This is a genomic window from Bifidobacterium margollesii (genome assembly GCF_002860355.1).
Lineage (GTDB): Bacteria > Actinomycetota > Actinomycetes > Actinomycetales > Bifidobacteriaceae > Galliscardovia > Galliscardovia margollesii.
The window spans coordinates 50,836-68,668 of the sequence record NZ_NMWU01000011.1 but is presented as its reverse complement, the minus strand read 5'-3'; the positions used below and the strand labels follow the sequence as shown (position 1 = coordinate 68,668).

Genomic DNA, 17,833 nt, shown 5'->3' with positions numbered 1-17,833 from the left:
GACGAAGGGAGCTGAACGTGGTGGCGCGGTCGATCAGCGGCCGCCGAACAGACCGCCGAGACCACCACCGAGATTCGGCGGTAGATCAGGCGTGCCGTTGCCGCCCAGAGCCTGCTGAAGGCCCGCGGGCAGAGCCGGGTTCTGCGGCTGCTTCTGGAATGCGGACCCCGAGGACTTCTTGGCGCCGCCCTTGCCGGAAAGACGGTCGCGCAATGCCCTCTCTTCGGCCTCGCGCTTCATCGGGTTGCCGGACTTGCCGCCCTTCTTCTTTTTGCCCTTGCCCTTGCGGTTCGACTTCGCGCCTCCGGGGCCGCCCATGCCGGGGAAGCCGCGCTGGCCGCTGCTCATCCGCTTCATCATCTTGGCGGCCTGTTCGAAACGCTGCAGCAGACCGTTCACCGCGGAAACGGTGTTGCCGGAACCATAGGCGATGCGGGCGCGACGGGAGCCGTCGATGATCTTCGGATTGCGGCGCTCCTGGGGCGTCATCGAACGGATGATGGCTTCGGTGCGATCCACCTCCTTCTCGTCGAAGGCCTCAAGCTCCTTGCGATGCTGAGCCATGCCGGGGATCATGCCCAGCAGGTTCTTCATCGGGCCGAGCTGGCGAACCTGCTGCAGCTGCTCAAGGAAGTCGTCCAGTCCGAACTCGCCTTCGGAAAGCTTCGCAGCGGCGGCACGGGCCTGCTCCTCGTCGAACTGCTTCTGCGCCTGTTCGATCAGCGTGAGGATATCACCCATGTCGAGGATGCGGGAGGCCATGCGATCGGGGTGGAACACCTCGAAATCCTTCAGACCCTCGCCGGTGGATGCGAACAGGATCGGCTTGCCGGTCACGCTGGCCACGGACAGCGCGGCGCCGCCACGGGCGTCGCCATCGAGCTTGGAAAGCACCACGCCGGTGAAATCCACGCCCTCGTCGAAGGCCTTGGCCGTCTTGACGGCGTCCTGACCGATCATCGCGTCGATCACGAACAGGATCTCGTTGGGCTGCACGGCGTCGCGGATATCGCGGGCCTGCTTCATCAGCACGTCGTCGACGCCCAGTCGGCCGGCGGTATCGATGATCACCGTGTCGTAGAGCTTCTCCTTGGCCAGGCGCACCGAATCTCGGGCCACCTTCACCGGATCGCCGGTGGTTTCGCCCGGAGCGCTGACCTCATCGCCGCCGTCGGACTGCACGCCCTTCTCCGGGGCATACACCGGCACGCCGGCGCGCTCGCCGACCACCTGAAGCTGGGTCACGGCGTTCGGTCGCTGAAGATCGGCGGCCACGAGCAGCGGCGTGTGCCCGGCATCCTTGAGCCAGTATCCGAGCTTGCCGGCGAGCGTGGTCTTGCCGGCGCCCTGCAGGCCGGCGAGCATGATGATCGTCGGCGGGTTCTTGGCGAAGTTGAGGGGGCGGTCCACGCCGGCGCCCAGGATCTCGGTCAACTCGTCGTTGACGATCTTGACCACCTGCTGGGCCGGGTTCAGTGCGTCTGAGACCTCGGCGCCCAGCGCTCGTTCGCGCACGCGGCCGGTGAAGGAGCGGACCACGTCGAGCGCCACATCGGCGTCGAGCAGGGCGCGACGGATCTCGCGGATCGTGCCGTCGATGTCCGCATCGGTGAGTTTGCCTTTCGAACGCAGATTCTTGAAGGCGTTCGAAAGCCTGTCAGTCAAAGAGTTAAAAGCCATAATGTCCCTTAGTCTACCGATCCGGCGGGAAATTCGGGTCGGGTCGGGCGTGCGCGGTGGTCGACGGTCGCCCGATGGGCCATTGGATGAGGTTGACGATATGCATGCATTTTGCTAGCATGATTATGACAGCAGAATGCATGCAAGGTGTTGCGACGCTTGGACGATATTGATTGACATTGATTGACATTGATTGACATCGAATGATGGGAGGGTGCCCGATGACGACGATTGACAGCGACCCCACTGCCGTTCGTACGCTGACGATCCGCAAGGTTCCGGTCGAATGCGTGGACGTGCTCAAGCAGGCGGCCAGAGAGAACAACCGTTCCATGGAATCGCAGGTGAAGTCGGTTCTGGAGGAATGGACGGCCGGATATGTGGCGCATGAGGAGGCCAAATCCACCAATTTTGCACAGGAAATGAGGAATTTCATGTCGGAAATGGGTATCGCCGGATTCGATGATGAGGAGTTTTCCGTTCCCGACCGTCGGACGGAAATGTCGCGGGATGTCTCTTTTGACGATTGGCGGGATACCGGGGATGCCGGTTCCCGGTCGATCGAGAGGGGAACGTCCGTATGACCATTGTGTTGGATACGAACGTTATCAGTGAGCTTGTGCGTCCGCTTCCGGATCGGTCGGTAATGAGGTGGTTTGTCGGGCGATCCGTTGAGGATTTTGCCATAACGTCGATCACCGTGGCGGAGTTGTTCTACGGATGTTGGCGCATGCCGTCAGGTAGGAGGCAGCATGAGCTGAGCGTTGTGCTGAATCATATGCTGTCCCCGTTCGTCGAACGAGTGCTGCCTTTTGATGCCACGGCCGCATTGCGATATGCGCGAATCAAGATGGAACGAGAGCGGGCGGGGCGCCCGATCATGATTGCCGATGCCCAGATTGCCGCCACGGCTCTGGCTAACGATTGCAAGTTGGCCACACGCAACGTCAAGGACTTCGAAGGTACCGGGGTTACGGTGGTGAATCCGTGGAATCATCCAGGCCATCTCTCGTGAGTCTTCCCCCACTGGGGGGAGGTGGCCGATGGTGCTTGATGATGGTCCTTGAGCCTTCCCCCGGTGGGGGAAGGTGGCCGGCGAAGCCGGACGGATGAGGGGATGGAGCCGTCGAATGTGGTGGGTGATGACACCAGTGAGCAGGGCCTGAGCCTTCCCCCACCGGGGGAAGGTGGCCGGCGAAGCCGGACGGATGAGGGGCTTCGTCGGCCGGTTGTATTGGTCTGGCTGTGTGATTCGAGATCGTAAAGACTTGGCCAGAGCGGCCTGGAGCGTATCTCGAATCACACAGCCAGACCAGCTGCTCAGGCATAGCCGATAGCGACCTACTCCACCTGCTCGCTCAGCTCCATCCACTCCGTCTCGAGATCCTCGGATTCGGCGGCGATGGCCTGCATCTGCTCGTTGAGCTTGTTCAATCCTTCGAAATCGGTGGGGTCATGCGACGCCATCTGCGCTTCCAGATCGCCCTTCTGCTCCTCCAGCTTCGCCAGCTTGCGCTCGATGGCCGAGATTCGGCGGGTGATCTGATGGTATTCCTTGCCGGAAAGCTTCGCCTTGGCATCGTCGTTTCCGCCCTGCACTCCGGTCGAATCCGCGCCCGGCGCTCCCGAACCCTGCGGTGCGGCGTCGACATCGCTTGAACCGCCACCCCGCTGCAGATGCTCGACCATGTCGAGATAATCCTGCACGCCTCCGGGCAGATGCCGCACCTTGCCGTCGAACAATGCGAACTGCTGGTCGGTCACTCGTTCGAGCAGATACCGGTCGTGCGAAACCACGATCAGCGTGCCCGGCCAGGTGTCGAGCAGATCCTCCATCACGGCGAGCATATCGGTGTCGAGATCGTTGCCCGGCTCGTCCATGATCAGCACATTCGGCTCGTCAAGCAGAATCAGCAGCAGCTGCATACGGCGCTTCTGCCCGCCGGAAAGATCACGGATCGGCGTCATCAGCTGTGCGGACTCGAACCCCAGCCGTTCCATCATCTGACCCGGCGTGGTCTCCTTGCCGTCCACGATGTAGCTGGGCTTGTATCGGCTGAGCACTTCCTTGATCTTGTACTTGCCCAGCTTCTCCAGTTCGTCCAAACGCTGGGAGAGCACCGCGAACTTCACGGTCTTGCCGATGTTCACATGGCCGACGGTCGGAGTGATCGACCCGTCGATAAGCTTCAGCAGCGTGGACTTGCCGGCGCCGTTCGCGCCGACGATGCCGATACGGTCGCCCGGGCCGATCAGCCACGTCACGTCGTCGAGGATCTTACGGCCGGAAACGGTCACCCGCTGCGCAGCGGACGTGACCTGAGGCTTCACCTCGACCTCGACCACACCCTGCTCGAGGGCCAACCTCTCCGCTTCGGCACGGGCCTGCCGGTCTGCCTCGATGGCCTCCGGCACGCCGGCATCCACCAGACGGGGATCGGCGAGCGTGTCCACCGCCACTTCGACCGAACCGTGCGGCTGAGGCTCCGCGTACATCGCGTTGACGAAATCCTCACCGGCCGGGGATTGCGAACCTTCAGCCGAAGCCGGATCGCCGTTCGTCGAAGGCTTGGCGAAAATCTGCGTTACGTCGATCAGATCAACCACCTGCTTGCCGAGCCGGGACGTGGCCATCTGCTTGAGCTCGAGCGTATTGCGCACCGGCGGCACGTCGGCGATCAGCTCTCGTGCGGCCTTCACATGGAACTTCTGCTTGGTGGAACGGGCCCTTGCCCCGCGCGTGAGCCATGCCAGCTCCTTGCGGGCGAGATTGCGACGCTTCGTCTCCCGCACATCGGCCTGCCGATCGCGCTCCACGCGCTGCAGCATATATGCGGAGTATCCGCCTTCGAACGGATCGATCACCCCGTCGTGCACCTCCCACATCGAGGAGCACACCTCGTCAAGGAACCAACGGTCATGCGTCACCAGCAGCAGCGCGCCCGAACTGGCCGACCAGCGGTTCTTCAGATGCTCGGCCAGCCAGTGGATCGTCACCACGTCAAGATGGTTGGTCGGCTCGTCAAGCGCCAGAATATCCCAATCCTTAAGCAGCAGCCGGGCCAGATCCGCACGCCTGCGCTGGCCGCCGGACAGCGAGCCGATGCGGGCGTTCAGATCGATGCCGCCCAGCAGCGCCTCCACGATCTCGCGAGACTTGGTTTCCGCGGCCCATTCGTAATCCTCGCGTCCCTCCAGCGCCGCCTGACGCACGGTGTCGTTGTCGTCAAGCGGATCACGCTGGTCGAGCATGCCGAAGGTCAGGCCGCCGCGCTTGGTCACGCGTCCGGAATCCGGCTGCTGCGTGCCGTTGAACAGGTGAAGCAGCGTCGACTTGCCGTCGCCGTTCTTGCCGACGATGCCGATGCGGTCGCCCTCGAACACACCCTGGGTCACATCGGTGAAGATGGTCTTCGTGGCGAAGGCGAGCGAAACGTGTTCCAATCCAAGATCATAAGTAGGCACAAGGCACTAATCTACCGCCCGCCCGGGTCAAGCCCCAACCGCGGGCGGATCGGAGCAGGGCAGGCGGAACGGGCTGGCGGAACGGGATAGGATTGGCGGACCGGAACGCGGTGACGCCGGCTACTTGCGCAGCATCAGCTTGAGCTCGAACAGCAGATCCTTCGGATGTTGCCGCAAACCGCGCGACAGCCGATACAGCGGCAGCAGCGCTCGCTTCCAGCGGGCGTCGGCCCAACGTGGGAAAGGCTGCTCCACCCATGACCTCGGCGGATAGATGCGCCGCAATCCATACAGCACTCCGGTGCGCATGAATCCAGTGCGCGCGAACCCCGTCCGCATATGCCGCAGCCGGGGCGATTCCGCGCCGGTCGTCGAACGTTCGTGCGCTGATTGCGGTTGATTCTCTCTCGTGCTTTCCAACGCCTCCTGCTGCCGGCGGAAGCGCTTGGTCAGCCCATTGCGTCGGGTGCCGTAGACGCCGCTCGTCACGATCTCCTCGAACAGGCGTCGCTCGGATTCGTCCACATGCCGACGCCAGTCTCGCGGATGGTCGAACAGTGCCAGGGAGAGCCGTCGCACCGTTCGCTCGAACCGGGCGAGTTCCAATTCGTCGAGTTGTGCGTGAATATAGTCCCAGTCGAACGGTTGCGAGGTGTGTTCGCCGAATCGGCGGCAGAATACCGCCTCGTCGGCGAGAAACCGCAGTCCGAAGCCGGACGAACGGTAGTGCTTCATCATGTGCGCGACGTGGAACACGTATTCGTCCTCCGGTCGCCAGTGGAAGCCTCCCGCATGTGGGGCATGTGGGGCATGCGGGTCGCCGTCGATATTGTGATCGTCACCATCCGGGTTGCCGTGAGGGTCACCGTGCGGGTCGCCGTCCGGCACTGCCAGCCGCCATGGATTGCGGTAGTACCGGATCATCGAATCGTCGTAATACCCTTCGGTTTTTTCGGAATCAACCACGATGCAGCGGTGCAGTTCGAACGAGATCCCGCCTTTGGCGAAGGCGAGCTCCCGTTCCCAGACGTTGGTTGCCGTGTAGCCGTGCGCGGTCATGATCGCGGTGGCGGTTTCGGCGGCCTTGGCCTCCATCGCCGCGCGTTCGACTTCGGTGCTTCCGCGGAACCGCCATTCGCCGGGGTTGCCGGACGTCTCGGAATCCTCGGACGTCTCGGATGACGGATCATACTCCACGAAGCCGAACACCAGATCCTGATCCCCCATGGAACGTAATCCGGGCTGCGGGTAGTAGGTGGCGGTGACGATGCCCTTCAGCGGCAGCCATGAGAGTCCGGCGCGCCGGAAGTCCGACAGGATGGAGGAGCGTTCCGCATCGTAGGTGAACTGTCGGAACAGGGCCAGATCGGCGGCGTTTTGCCATTTCGCGGCGATTTCTTCGGGTAGGTGGCTTCGGGTGGATTCGCTCATACCGGCCCAGGTGAGGGGCTCGACGCTATGGAAGACGGCCAGTGAGTACAGGTGTGCCCAATCATCGAAATCGGTGTTTGGCTCGGTATCGGAACCCCCTACTTGATCGCCGTGCAGTGCCGCGGCGATCATCTCGACCAGTAAATCGCCCATATGTCGGAATTGGGCGGGCGATGGCGTTGCCGTTTCGTGATGTGCCATCGTTTCATGATGTGCCATGGCGACCTCTGCTGTTTGACGTTACCCGTCCGACGATATTCGTGTGACCGGATTTTGCGCGCCGTATGATGACGGCATGACTGATTTTCTCATGCGTGTGGCCGGCCTCGATGTGGCGGTGCGGTCGCTTTACGATCGTATCGCCGAGCAAAGCGCCGATTATCTGTTGCCGTCGCAAGGCTTCGATAGGGATGCGGCGAAGGCGGATATCGCCGTCGAGATCTCTCCGGCCGATATCGGTCATGAACGTGAGATCGGGGAGCCGGGCGATTGGAGCGATCCGTATTTGGAGACGCTGGCCGTGTTCCGTAAGATCGCCGAGGTGGCGCCGGCCCATCGTCGTCTGGTGTTCCACGGCGCCACGATCGAATATCAGGGGAAGGCGTATATCTTCACCGCGCCAAGCGGAACCGGAAAGACCACGCACATCCGCCTGTGGAAGCGTGTGTTCGGCGATCGTGTCGGCATCATCAACGGCGACAAGCCCATGCTGGAGGTGCGCTGCGATGCCGATGACCGGCGTGTGGCCGATGGGCGGCAGCGTGTGGGCGGCGAGCGTCACGCATCCGTGATCGCCTATGGTACGCCGTGGGCGGGCAAGGAGCGGTGGCAGCGCAACGTGAGCGCCCCCGTGGCCGGCATCTGCGTGGTGAACCGGGCGACGGATGCCGTGCATGACGATGGCTTGCAGGCCGCCGACGCCTTGGGATCCGGCACTGCGTTCGTGGACGGCGACGGCGTGGCGAATACGTGCGAACGGATGAATGCGGCCGAGGCCATGCCGCTGATCCTGCGACAGACCTATATGCCGTCCGATCCGTCGATGGTCGCCGAAACGCTGGAACTGCTGGACGAAGTACTGGCGGACGTGCCGGTGTATCGGCTGTCGTGCACGATCAGCGAAGCCGCGGTGAAGGCCAGTTCGACGGCGATGACCGCGTCTCGCCCCCTGTGAAGTGGGGCCAAGTGAGTGGAATCACGTTTGCCGTCGGGGGGTGTTGGCACTAAAGTGAAGGGTGGTTGCGTGTAGGGCGCGAGAGGATTGCGCTGCAACTACGTAGTTTTAAAGTATTTGCTCCGATATGGAAGAAGGGCACTGATGGTATCAGGTAATATTCTGAAGGCTGGAACGGGGGTGTTTGCCGGCATCGCGATGATCGCGGCTCTTGCCTCCGTTGCTCCTGCTTCGTATGCAGCGGGAGAAACCAACGGGGGGGGGGGTTGCTGATACCACGGTAACCCTGCCGGCGGCCTCGAAGAACGTAGCCGCCGTGGATGGTAAGACCTACCCGACGCTTGCGGAGGCGATCACCGCCGCGCAGGCCGGGCAGACCGTAACGCTGACCGCCAATTCCGATGAGCGTGTCAGCATTGATAAGAAGCTCAACATCACAGCCGAGAAAGGTGTGTCCTTCGCGGGTACCGTGAAGTTCACGAGGGGTGCCGACGGTTCCTCGGTCAAAGGCGTGACTTTCGACCGTCCCGCGGCTGGCGCAGAAGGCAACTTCAACGCCGTCGAACTGGAAAACGTCAAGGACGTGACGGTCAGCGGCAACGTCTTCAATTCCCCGAGCGCCCTGTTCCGGGGCAAGGAATGGCAGTACAACGGTGTGTACGTGCGCGGTTCCGTCAACCTCACCATCGAAGACAACGAGTTCAATCTGGGCCGTCTGAACGACACCAACGGCTCCGGCGACGTGTCCGCCGATGTCAACTCGAACCAGGCCGTCAATCTGGTCGGATGGGGCAACAACAACATCCATGACGTCACGATCAAGAACAACCGCGTGACCGTCACGGCTCCCGCCGCCGAAGCCACCAGAGTGGGTTCCGTCCAACTGCTGATCGCCATGGGCAACAGCAGCACCGCGGACAAGTACGGCATCCAGAACGTGACCGTGGAGGGCAACACCTACGATGCCGCCGCTGATCCCGAGAACTACAACACCCGTTTCGCCGGACTGGCCAACATCAAGGGCATCAAGTTCGTCAACAACAAGGTGAGCAACGCGGCCAAGGGCATCGCCCAGAGCGTCTGGCAGGGTTCGACCTCCTCCAGTGCCGACGTCTCCGTCTCCGGTGACGAGTACACGAACGTGGAAAGCGAGTTCGAGGCGGATACGAACCAGACCACGGGCGCGCTGCTGACCGACGCCAACAACAAGACCACCTCCTACGGATGGATCGTTGATGCCGTCGCGGCCGCCAACAAGCTGGATGGCGCCACGCTGACCATGTTGAAGAGCGTGGACAACCACTCCCAGTACACCTTCGACACGAAGGTGACGGTCGCCGCCAGGTCCGGCGTGAAATTCAACGGCTCGATCCGTCTGAAGGCCAGCGGTTCGAAGGTTTCCGGCGTCAACTTCGTGATCGATAACAACGACCTGACGTTCAAGGACGGCAAGCTTCAGCCCGGCGCCGTGCAGCAGAGCGTGATCGTGTCCAACAAGGCGAAGAACGTCGAGATCGCCGACAACACGTTCTCCATTCCGAGCGTGTACAAGGGCGACTACGACTTCCAGCCCAGCTCCGTGTGGCTGGAGCAGGGTGTGGACGGCACGAACATCCACGACAACGACTTCGAGCTCGGTCGTGCCCACTACAACTCCGCGGTCGGTATCAACTTCGTCGGCGGCGCGACCCCCATCACGAACACCACCGTGAACGACAACACGGTGACCTTCACCAAGGATGCTCCAAACGTCAAGAACGGTGACGCCATGTTCGTCGTCGCCAACGGCAACACCGACGGCAAGTACGGTGTGCAGAACGTCACGGCCTCCGGCAACCGCATCGACGGCACCGGGCTTGCTACCAGAGACTACGCCGTGGCAATCTCCGACGTCAAGGGACTGCACCTGACCGATAACAAGGTCACCGGCACCTACATGGCGCTCAGCTACAGCTCTTGGGCGGGCAAGACCTCTGCCAGTACCGACATCGTGCTGAAGAGCAACACGCTGAAGGACAACGTCGCCGACGTGTATCTTGACGCACTGTTCAACACCGGCGAAATGACCGCGAAGGACATCGTCTACGGCGGCGGCAAGGAATCCAACGTGATTGTCCGTTCCAAGTACGAGGCCAAAGCCCCATACGTCAACGGTCTGGCGTTTGCGGGATGGTACACCGACGCGACGTTTACCACGCCCGCCAAGGCAGGTTCTGAGAACGTCGTTCCCAAGCTGATGCCGGTCGATCAGGCGTACAAGATCCAGTTCCTCGGCGGCTCTCTGCGCGTCGATAACCCGCAGGTCAAGGACACCGCCAACCTGCGCTTCAGCTACCGCACCAAACTGGACAAGGGCCTGACCTACGAGTCCGCAGGCTGGTCGTTCGACATCAAGCCCGGCAGCAGCAGCTTCTACCCCTACGCAGCGGACGCCATGAATCCGTACGTGGATGCCGATGGCTACACCGTCAACAATCTGGTGCTCACCAACGTGCCGAAGGATCAGTACGACACCGCCGTCCGCGTGCGTATGAACCTCAAGTACAAGACGCCGGACGGCACGTTCGTCAACGTGCTTGACCCCGTCGAGCAGTCCCGCTCGGTGAACCAGGTGGCGAACGCCATCGTCAACGACAAGACCGTCTCCAGCGAAGTCAAGAACTTCGCCCAGGGTCTTCTCGATGCTTCTCTGGCGCTCCAGTGAGCCGGCCAGCAGGTAGCAAGATAACAGACCAAACAATCATCAATCACATAACAGTCAAAGGAGCATATCATGCAGAACACTGAATACACCAAGCCGTCAATGACCGTCATCACGCTGGCCGGTGCCGACATCGTCCGCACCAGCGCCGGAGACACTGACGTGCCGTGGCCGGGAACCGGCGTTTCCGCCAAGTGAGCCTAGACCGTTAACGGTCTGGTAAGGCGATGGGAAGGGGCTTCGGGACTAATTCCGTGGCCTCTTCCCTTTCAACGGTTGTGAAAGGATTCCATGATGCAGCATTCATGGCATGCGCTCAATGGCGCGGAATCATACGAGAAGCCGAACATGCATATCGTGCGGTTCGCCGCGGACGATATCGTGCGGACCAGCGGCGCGCCGGGACCGGGCTGGCACTGGTGTGCAAACACCGGCACCTGGGCCGAGCCCGAATACTCCTGTTCGTACTGATCGGCGTTTGCGTCCTATCGTGTGATACGTCGTGTCGATAAGGCCCGGACCCTGTATCCGGGCCTTAGTTATGCGTAGCGCCGTATTCCTGTACAGTCAGCAGTCATGTACGGTCATCACCCATGTGAAGTCATGTGCGGTGGTAATTGATTCAAAGGGTTTATGGATATGGGAAAACATGCAGGCAGCGGCGAGGAACGCCGATCTTGGAAAGACCGCGCCCGCGGCAGGATCATCGCCGTCGTGTCGGCTGCGGTGGCGCTGATCGTCGTGCTGATCTTCGCGTGGTCGATGATGTTCTCCGAAGGATCGAGTCATGATTCGGGAACCGGAGAAACCCCTTCCTCGTCGCAATCCGGAAGTGCATCGGTATCGGCTTCACCATCGTCCTCTTCGACGGGCTCAAACGGCGAATCCGCCGGCTCCCAGCAGGGACAGTCAGGTCAGCAGAGCGGCCAGACGTCCGGCACCAGTGGAACGACAACCGGCCAGAACGGTCAAAGCGGCAGTGACTACGGTGTGACGGTGGAAGACGGCGCAGTGAGCGGTGGAACCGCATCCAATTCGAGCGGCACCAGCTCCACGCAGAAATCGAACGGCAGCGGCAACAGCTACGTGAACGCACCGGGACTGTCCGGCAATCAATCCGGCTCGTCATCCTCGACGAACGGCGCGAACAAACAGCAGGGCGGCACCGGTATCAGCGGTGAGTCCGGCGTTGTGACGGAGCGTGACGGTAGTCACTGGACCAAGTCCTACTGATGATTCGGGCAGATATGCGGGCGGCATAGTGTGATCCGGGCGGCATAATGTGATCCGGACGGCATAGCGCAAGCCGGGTAATGCTGTGAAATCATGATGAGATGGTGGAGAACGCGAATATGAAGCCGAAGTCCCTTCCGGTCGATTCACCTTGGCATTCGTTATCGGACTCGTCGCGGCATGCGTATCGGTGGCTGCTTGGCGTCTGCGGTCGTAGTGCGTGGCTGGTGGTGCTGCTGTGCGTGCTGCAGGCGGGCATGGCCGCGATCGGCGTGAGCTATGCGCTGTTCATGCGCGATGCGATCGATGCGGCGGTCGGCCGTGATTCAGCACGATTCTGGTTCATGGTCATGCTGTTCGGCGTGGTGCTGCTCGTGCAGATCCTGCTGCGCACGGCGTACGTCTACGTAGGGGAGTTTTCCCGCTCGACGATGGATAATCGTCTGCGATCCACGGTGTTCAGCGGGATCCTGCGTTCCGACGCCGCGTACGCATCCCGATATCATTCCGGCGAACTGATGAACCGTCTCACCTCGGATGTGACCGTGGTCTCCGAGGCGGTCACCACGCTGGCCCCGGTGGCCGTGTCGATGGCCATCCGCATCGTGGGCGTGATCGCGGTGATGTTCCTGCTGTCCCCGACGCTTACCGGCGTGTTCGTCGTCGCCGGGCTGGTGATGACCGTGTTCTCGGTGCTGCTGCGCGGATGGCTCAAACGACTCCACAAGCGCGTGCAGGAGGCCGAAGGTCGTGTGCGTTCGTTCATGCAGGAGTGTCTGGAAAGTCTGCTGGTGATTCGATCGTTCGGCGTCGGCGCGAAGATGCTGGATCGTGCCGGTCGTCGCATGGACGATCATCAGCGTGCTCGGCTGAGGCGGGTGGCGGTCAGCGATCTCGCCTCAACCGGCCTGAACTTCGCCATGCAGGGCGGCTATCTGATCGGCTTTCTGTGGTGCGGCTACGGCTTGCTTCACGGCACCATCAGCTATGGCACGCTGATGGCCGTGATCCAGCTGATCGGTCAGATCCAGGCCCCATTCGCCTCGCTGGGCGGCATGTTCCCACAGCATGCCGCCATGATCGCCAGCACCGAACGGCTGATCGACACGATGCCCCGATCCCAAACGCGATCCGCAGGCATCAGTGGCACCGGTTCCGACACCGCCGACCCTGCCGACACCGGTTACGGAGTCAGCGGAACCGATTCCAGTGCGGAGCCCTCCGATTCCGTTCCGGCTGTTCCGGCCTCCCATGCCGACATCACCAGACTGTACAACGGGATGACCGCGCTGCGATTCGACCATGTGCACTTCACCTACGGCCGTAACACGGTGCTGGACGATTGCTCCATCAGCATTCGACGGGGTGATTTCGTTGCGGTCACCGGTCGCAGCGGCATCGGCAAAAGCACGGTGATGAAGCTGCTGCTCGGCGCCTATGCGCCGCAGCGCGGTACCGTGGTGCTGGAGGAGGGTGCGGGGCCTTCTTCGCGTGACATCCCACCGGAGAGGATTCCGCACGGATTCTTCGCCTATGTGCCGCAGGGCAACAATCTGATGTCCGGCAGCATCCGCGAGGTGGTGGCGTTCGCCGACCATGATCCCGATCCGAGCCACGTCGATGACGATCGCGTGCAGTGGGCGTGCGGCATAGCCGACGCGAGCGGGTTCATCGAGAATCTGCCGCAGGGGTACGACACCGTTCTCGGCGAGCGGGGAGCCGGGCTTTCCGAAGGGCAGATGCAGCGTCTGGCGGTGGCCCGCGCACTGTACAGCCGGGCGCCGGTGCTGCTGCTGGACGAATCCACCTCCGCGCTGGACGTCGATACGGAGCATGCCATGCTGAGCAGGATCCGCGCGTTGCGCGACCGGACCGTGCTGATCGTGACCCATCGCACCGAGGTGCTGGAGTTCTGCGATCGGGTGATCCGGCTGGGCGGGGATTGATCCCCGATACCGTATACACGACCACGTATGTATCAATCGAACAATATGGAACATTACGGAAAGGAACGATCATGAGAATCAAGGATGGATTCGTGCTGCGCGAGGTGGCCGGTCAGGGCGTGGTGATCGCCACCGGTGAGGCGAGCGAGAACTTCCACGGGATGATCCGGCTCAACGCCACGGGCGAGCTGATCTGGAAGGCGCTGACCGACGGGAAGACCGAGGACGGGATCGTCGCCGAACTGACCGCGCGCTTCGATGTGTCCGAATCGCAGGCGCGGGCCGACGTCGCCGATTTCATCCGCCAGATGAGCGACAACGGGTTCCTCGTTGAGTAGCGGATCGCCCGGTAGCGGATCGTTGAGTAGCGGATCGGCGAACAGCGGACCGGTGAATACCGAAATGCCGTATGGCGAAGCGACGTGGTCGGCTGATATCGAACATGTGCTCGACATCGAGGGCATGTTCGTCTCCACGACGGCGGGCGTGAGCATGAAGCCGATGCTGCGGAACCGCCGCGACACGATCGTCGTGCGCCCGGCGTCGAGCGTGCGGCCGGATGGTCTGCGCAGATACGACGTGCCGCTGTATCGTCGAGCCTCCGACGGCGCGTATGTCCTGCACCGGGTGGTCGGCATCCGGCGTTCGTCCGGGTGCGATGGTGCGAAAGGCTGCCGTTCGGACGCCGACGAAGGCCGCACAGACGAGGGCCGCACAGACGCGGATGGAGGCCATATTCCCGAAGACACGGTATACGTGATCCGCGGCGACAACACCTATTCGCCGGAGTTCATCCGCCCCGATCAGATCATCGGCGTACTGGTCGAATGCTATCGGGGTGATCGGCGGATCGATCTCGACGGGTGGCCCTACCGTGCATATGTGCGGCTGTGGGTGACGAGCTATCCTTTGCGGCATCTGTGCCATGCCCTTCGCAGGATGCTGGCCGGAACGCCGTTGGGCACATGGTGGCGGATGATTCGGCGGTGATGGCGCATACGGGTGACGGCGTATCCGGGTGACCGGCATCCGGGGTGACCGATGCCCGGTGCATTCTGGTTCCGGTGCACGCGGTATTCGAGCCGTTTGCGCTCGGGCGCACGGTGCTCGGGCGCCCGAGCACGACACGCTCGGACCGTTTTCGTCGTCATCGCTGATATATCAACGATGATACTGCTTGCACGATGTCGTGCGGGGGCTGTTCGGGGGGAGCGGGGTTTATACTACGTAGTTACTACGTGGATGCGGTTTTATGCGTAGCGAGGTCTATGCATTGGAGCATAGGCATGTGAACGCTGCGGTTTCCTTGTCTTCATGGCTCTTCGGATCGTCATGTACGTTGTGAGCCACCCCATAGTGAGCTATTCCTGTTGGAAGAGAGGTATGTATGTCAACAGACAACGGCTTGCGAACAAGTCGAGACGGAAAGGACCCGGCGACGACCGGGCCGTTCATCAAGGGATTGGGCGTGATCGTCGGCATTGCCATGACGGCGACCATGATGATCGCCCCTCCCGCGGCATTCGCCACGGAATCCGGCGTCGGCGGCTCTGATTCGTCCGCGAAAACGTCCGTTGCCACCGACGCCGTGGCCAGCGTGGACGGTACCGGATACGACACGCTGACCGAGGCGATCGCCGCGGCCAAGGAAGGTCAAACCGTCCGGCTTGACGCCGACGTGACGGAATCGGTGGTCATCGACGCCGACGCGACGATCATCCTGGACCTCAACGGTTATACGCTGACTAATACGGCCGGCGATCACACCATCGTCAACAAGGGCACGCTGACCATCAAGGACGGTAGCGCTGCCAACACCGGAACGGTGGACAACATCTCGAACGCTCGCGCCGCGATCTACAATCACGCGAGCGGCACCGTGACCCTCGAATCCGGCAACTACACCCGCTCCGCGGAGGCCAGCACCTACAACGAATCCACCGGCGGCACCGCATCGGGCGGCAACTCGTACTACGTGCTGAAGAACTTCGGTGCCATGACTATCACCGGCGGCACGGTGAAGTTCTCAGACGGGAATCCCGGCTACGAATCCAGCCTGATCGCCAACGGCTGGTACGACTCCTCCGACGGTGGCGCTGACAGCCCGTACGGTGCCAACGACGGCGCGAAGCTCACCATCTCCGGCGGCACGCTGACCGGCGGCAAGATCGTCGTCAAGAACGACGACTACGGCGTGCTGACGATGACCGGCGGCACGGTCACGCAGACCACGCCCACCTTCTACGCCGTGTTCTCCGTGCACAAAGCCGCCATCTCCGGCGGCACCATCACCGCACCGCGCATTCCGATCGGCATCGACGGGCTGCAGGAACCCGCCTACATCGGCGAGGCCGTCATCTCCGGCGACGTCGTCGTCAACAGCACGCAGGGCTATGTCGTCCGTGTGCTCGACAAGGCCTCGCTGAAGGTCACCGGAGGCACGCTGAATTCCGGCAACGGCATGATCTCCAACGTCGACACGGCCAAGGGCGCGTCCATCGCCATCTCGGGCGGCTCGTTCAACGTGCAGCCCACCGATGACGAACTCGCTGCCGGATACACGGTCGTCAGGAACGCCGACGGCACGTTCGGCGCGTCCACCCCGGCCGATGTTGCCGCCACGCTCACCACGGCCGATGGCGACGTGACCTCATACGCGAGTCTGGCCGCGGCGGTGGCCGATGCGAACAAGACCGACGACGTCACCGTCACCATCACCAAAAGCGTGACCGACCACTCCTCCTACACCTTCAACCGCAAAGTCACCGTCACTGCTTCCGACAAGGACGTCTCCTTCAATGGCCTGATGCGTTTCACGGCCAGCGGATCCAAGATTTCAGGCATCGACTTCGTGATCGACAACGACGACCTCAAGTTCAACGGCAACACATACCAAAGCGGTGTGCAGCAGAACGTGATCATCTCCGCCAAGGCCGAAAGCGTGGAGATCGCGAACAACACGTTCACCATCGCCAGCGTGACCAAGGGGCAGGTGGATTTCCAGCCCAGCTCGATCTGGCTGGAGCAGGGCGTGAAGGGCACGAACATCCACGACAACGCCTTCAACCTCGGTCGCTCCCACAACAACTCCGCGGTGGGCGTCAACTTCGTCGGCGGCAAATCGGCGATCACCGACACCAAGGTGAACGACAACACGGTGACCTTCACCAAGGATGCTGCGGGCGTGAGCTCCGGTTCGGCCATGTTCATCGTCGCCAACGGCAACACCAAGGGCTCCTACGGCGTGCAGGGCCTTGAGATCACCGGCAACGTCGTCGACGGTTCGGCATTGGCCGAAAGGGACTACGCGCTGGCGATTTCCGACGTGAAGGACGTGAACTTCTCGAAGAACACCGTCACCGGCACCTACATGGCCGTCAGCCCCAGCTACTGGAGCGGCTCCACATCAGCCAGCACCGGGCTGCAGATCAAGAGCAACACGCTGGAGGACAACACTGCGAACGTGTATCTCAACGCGCTGTTCGATTCCGGGGCCATGACGCCCGACGACGTCGACTACGGCACCGGAGCCGACGCCAACGTGATCGGCCAGAGCAACTACCGTCAGCGCAACCCCTACATCAGTGGCATGGCGTTCGTCGGCTGGTACGCGGACAAGGACCACACCATCGTCGCCACCGCCGACACCAAGGCCGCCTACGCCAAGATGATCCCGATCGACGAGGCGTACGTCTTCGAGTTCCCCGGAGCCTCGCTGCGCGTGGATGATACGAGCACCTACGACGTCACCAGTCTGCGATTCGGATACCGCACCAAGATCCTCAGCGGTGACATCACCTACCGGTCCGCGTCGTGGACGTATGCGGTGAACGGCAAGAACTACACGGCCACCGCCCAGAACCCGTATGTGGACACCGCGGGCTACACGGTCAACAATCTCGTGTTCACCAACGTGCCGAAGGCCTCCTACGGTACGGACATCAGCGTGCGCATGGGATTGACGTACACGACGCCGGATGGCACGTCGATGACCGTCTCCGATGCCAACGTGCAAACCCGTTCGGTACGGCAGGTCGCCGAACGCATCGTGGCCGACGCCGACGCGGGGCAGGCCGTCAAGGATTACGCCCAGCGCCTCCTCGACGCCATGACCACGGCGGACGACTGACCGATCGGCGGGTGGCCGTTCGCAATCGACACCGTAATCAGTGCAACCATAATCAGCACACCGATCAAATACAC

At 62.1% G+C, this 17,833-nt stretch carries 14 protein-coding genes; 11 read left to right on the top strand and 3 right to left on the bottom strand.

What is annotated here, in order from left to right; all coding sequences use genetic code 11:
- Window positions 1-33: 33 nt before the first annotated feature.
- Window positions 34-1,680 carry a signal recognition particle protein gene (gene ffh / locus Uis1B_RS03855; protein ID WP_423734857.1) on the bottom strand — a complete coding sequence of 549 codons (1,647 nt, stop codon included), beginning with the start codon at window positions 1,678-1,680 and terminating at the stop codon, window positions 34-36.
- Between the two features lie 221 nt (window positions 1,681-1,901).
- On the opposite strand from ffh, the gene Uis1B_RS03850 reads away from it, so the two are divergent.
- Window positions 1,902-2,264: a FitA-like ribbon-helix-helix domain-containing protein gene (locus Uis1B_RS03850; protein ID WP_101615752.1), complete on the top strand. Its 363-nt coding sequence runs from the start codon at window positions 1,902-1,904 to the stop codon at window positions 2,262-2,264.
- The gene (locus Uis1B_RS03845) at window positions 2,261-2,695 is read left to right on the top strand and encodes a type II toxin-antitoxin system VapC family toxin (RefSeq protein ID WP_101615750.1); all 435 of its coding nucleotides are present in this window, start codon (window positions 2,261-2,263) and stop codon (window positions 2,693-2,695) included. Before Uis1B_RS03850 ends, Uis1B_RS03845 begins: the two co-directional genes overlap by 4 nt.
- Before the next feature lie 326 nt (window positions 2,696-3,021).
- On the opposite strand, the gene Uis1B_RS03840 is transcribed toward Uis1B_RS03845, so the two are convergent.
- Window positions 3,022-5,145 (bottom strand): ABC-F family ATP-binding cassette domain-containing protein, encoded by a 2,124-nt coding sequence (locus Uis1B_RS03840; protein ID WP_101615749.1) that lies wholly within the window; start codon window positions 5,143-5,145, stop codon window positions 3,022-3,024.
- Between the two features lie 120 nt (window positions 5,146-5,265).
- Entirely contained in the window at window positions 5,266-6,729 is a 1,464-nt protein-coding gene (locus Uis1B_RS03835) for a nucleotidyltransferase family protein (protein WP_165782717.1), read from the bottom strand.
- A gap of 142 nt (window positions 6,730-6,871) precedes the next feature.
- Between Uis1B_RS03835 and Uis1B_RS03830 the strand changes: the two genes are divergently transcribed.
- The 9 genes from Uis1B_RS03830 (at window position 6,872) to Uis1B_RS03800 (ending at window position 17,759) form a co-directional block, all read left to right on the top strand.
- Window positions 6,872-7,750 carry a hypothetical protein gene (locus tag Uis1B_RS03830; RefSeq protein WP_133124827.1) on the top strand — a complete coding sequence of 293 codons (879 nt, stop codon included), beginning with the start codon at window positions 6,872-6,874 and terminating at the stop codon, window positions 7,748-7,750.
- Between the two features lie 316 nt (window positions 7,751-8,066).
- The gene (locus Uis1B_RS03825) at window positions 8,067-10,454 is read left to right on the top strand and encodes a right-handed parallel beta-helix repeat-containing protein (RefSeq protein ID WP_101615743.1); all 2,388 of its coding nucleotides are present in this window, start codon (window positions 8,067-8,069) and stop codon (window positions 10,452-10,454) included.
- A 69-nt stretch (window positions 10,455-10,523) separates the two neighbouring features.
- Complete coding sequence (locus Uis1B_RS12425) at window positions 10,524-10,649, top strand: hypothetical protein (protein WP_279324930.1); 126 nt, start codon at window positions 10,524-10,526, stop codon at window positions 10,647-10,649.
- Between the two features lie 93 nt (window positions 10,650-10,742).
- The gene (locus Uis1B_RS11830) at window positions 10,743-10,922 is read left to right on the top strand and encodes a hypothetical protein (RefSeq protein WP_133124826.1); all 180 of its coding nucleotides are present in this window, start codon (window positions 10,743-10,745) and stop codon (window positions 10,920-10,922) included.
- A 168-nt stretch (window positions 10,923-11,090) separates the two neighbouring features.
- Window positions 11,091-11,684, top strand: a complete 594-nt coding sequence (locus Uis1B_RS03820; RefSeq protein WP_101615741.1) for a hypothetical protein — start codon at window positions 11,091-11,093, stop codon at window positions 11,682-11,684.
- Window positions 11,685-11,785: 101 nt separating this feature from the next.
- Window positions 11,786-13,630, top strand: a complete 1,845-nt coding sequence (locus Uis1B_RS03815) for an ABC transporter ATP-binding protein (protein ID WP_101615739.1) — start codon at window positions 11,786-11,788, stop codon at window positions 13,628-13,630.
- Between the two features lie 71 nt (window positions 13,631-13,701).
- Entirely contained in the window at window positions 13,702-13,968 is a 267-nt protein-coding gene (locus Uis1B_RS03810; RefSeq protein WP_101615737.1) for a PqqD family protein, read from the top strand.
- 52 nt (window positions 13,969-14,020) lie between these two features.
- Window positions 14,021-14,620 carry a hypothetical protein gene (locus tag Uis1B_RS03805; RefSeq protein ID WP_133124825.1) on the top strand — a complete coding sequence of 200 codons (600 nt, stop codon included), beginning with the start codon at window positions 14,021-14,023 and terminating at the stop codon, window positions 14,618-14,620.
- 478 nt (window positions 14,621-15,098) lie between these two features.
- The gene (locus Uis1B_RS03800) at window positions 15,099-17,759 is read left to right on the top strand and encodes an autotransporter outer membrane beta-barrel domain-containing protein (protein WP_165782716.1); all 2,661 of its coding nucleotides are present in this window, start codon (window positions 15,099-15,101) and stop codon (window positions 17,757-17,759) included.
- Window positions 17,760-17,833: the final 74 nt, after the last annotated feature.

Excerpts from the sequence above, each read along its gene's own strand:
- ffh (WP_423734857.1), bottom strand. The coding sequence starts at position 1,680 with ATGGCTTTTAACTCTTTGACTGACAGGCTTTCGAACGCCTTCAAGAAT.
- Uis1B_RS03850 (WP_101615752.1), top strand. The coding sequence starts at position 1,902 with ATGACGACGATTGACAGCGACCCCACTGCCGTTCGTACGCTGACGATC.
- Uis1B_RS03845 (WP_101615750.1), top strand. The coding sequence starts at position 2,261 with ATGACCATTGTGTTGGATACGAACGTTATCAGTGAGCTTGTGCGTCCG.
- Uis1B_RS03835 (WP_165782717.1), bottom strand. The coding sequence starts at position 6,729 with ATGGGCGATTTACTGGTCGAGATGATCGCCGCGGCACTGCACGGCGAT.
- Uis1B_RS03830 (WP_133124827.1), top strand. The coding sequence starts at position 6,872 with ATGACTGATTTTCTCATGCGTGTGGCCGGCCTCGATGTGGCGGTGCGG.
- Uis1B_RS12425 (WP_279324930.1), top strand. The coding sequence starts at position 10,524 with ATGCAGAACACTGAATACACCAAGCCGTCAATGACCGTCATCACGCTG.
- Uis1B_RS11830 (WP_133124826.1), top strand. The coding sequence starts at position 10,743 with ATGATGCAGCATTCATGGCATGCGCTCAATGGCGCGGAATCATACGAG.
- Uis1B_RS03820 (WP_101615741.1), top strand. The coding sequence starts at position 11,091 with ATGGGAAAACATGCAGGCAGCGGCGAGGAACGCCGATCTTGGAAAGAC.
- Uis1B_RS03815 (WP_101615739.1), top strand. The coding sequence starts at position 11,786 with ATGGTGGAGAACGCGAATATGAAGCCGAAGTCCCTTCCGGTCGATTCA.
- Uis1B_RS03810 (WP_101615737.1), top strand. The coding sequence starts at position 13,702 with ATGAGAATCAAGGATGGATTCGTGCTGCGCGAGGTGGCCGGTCAGGGC.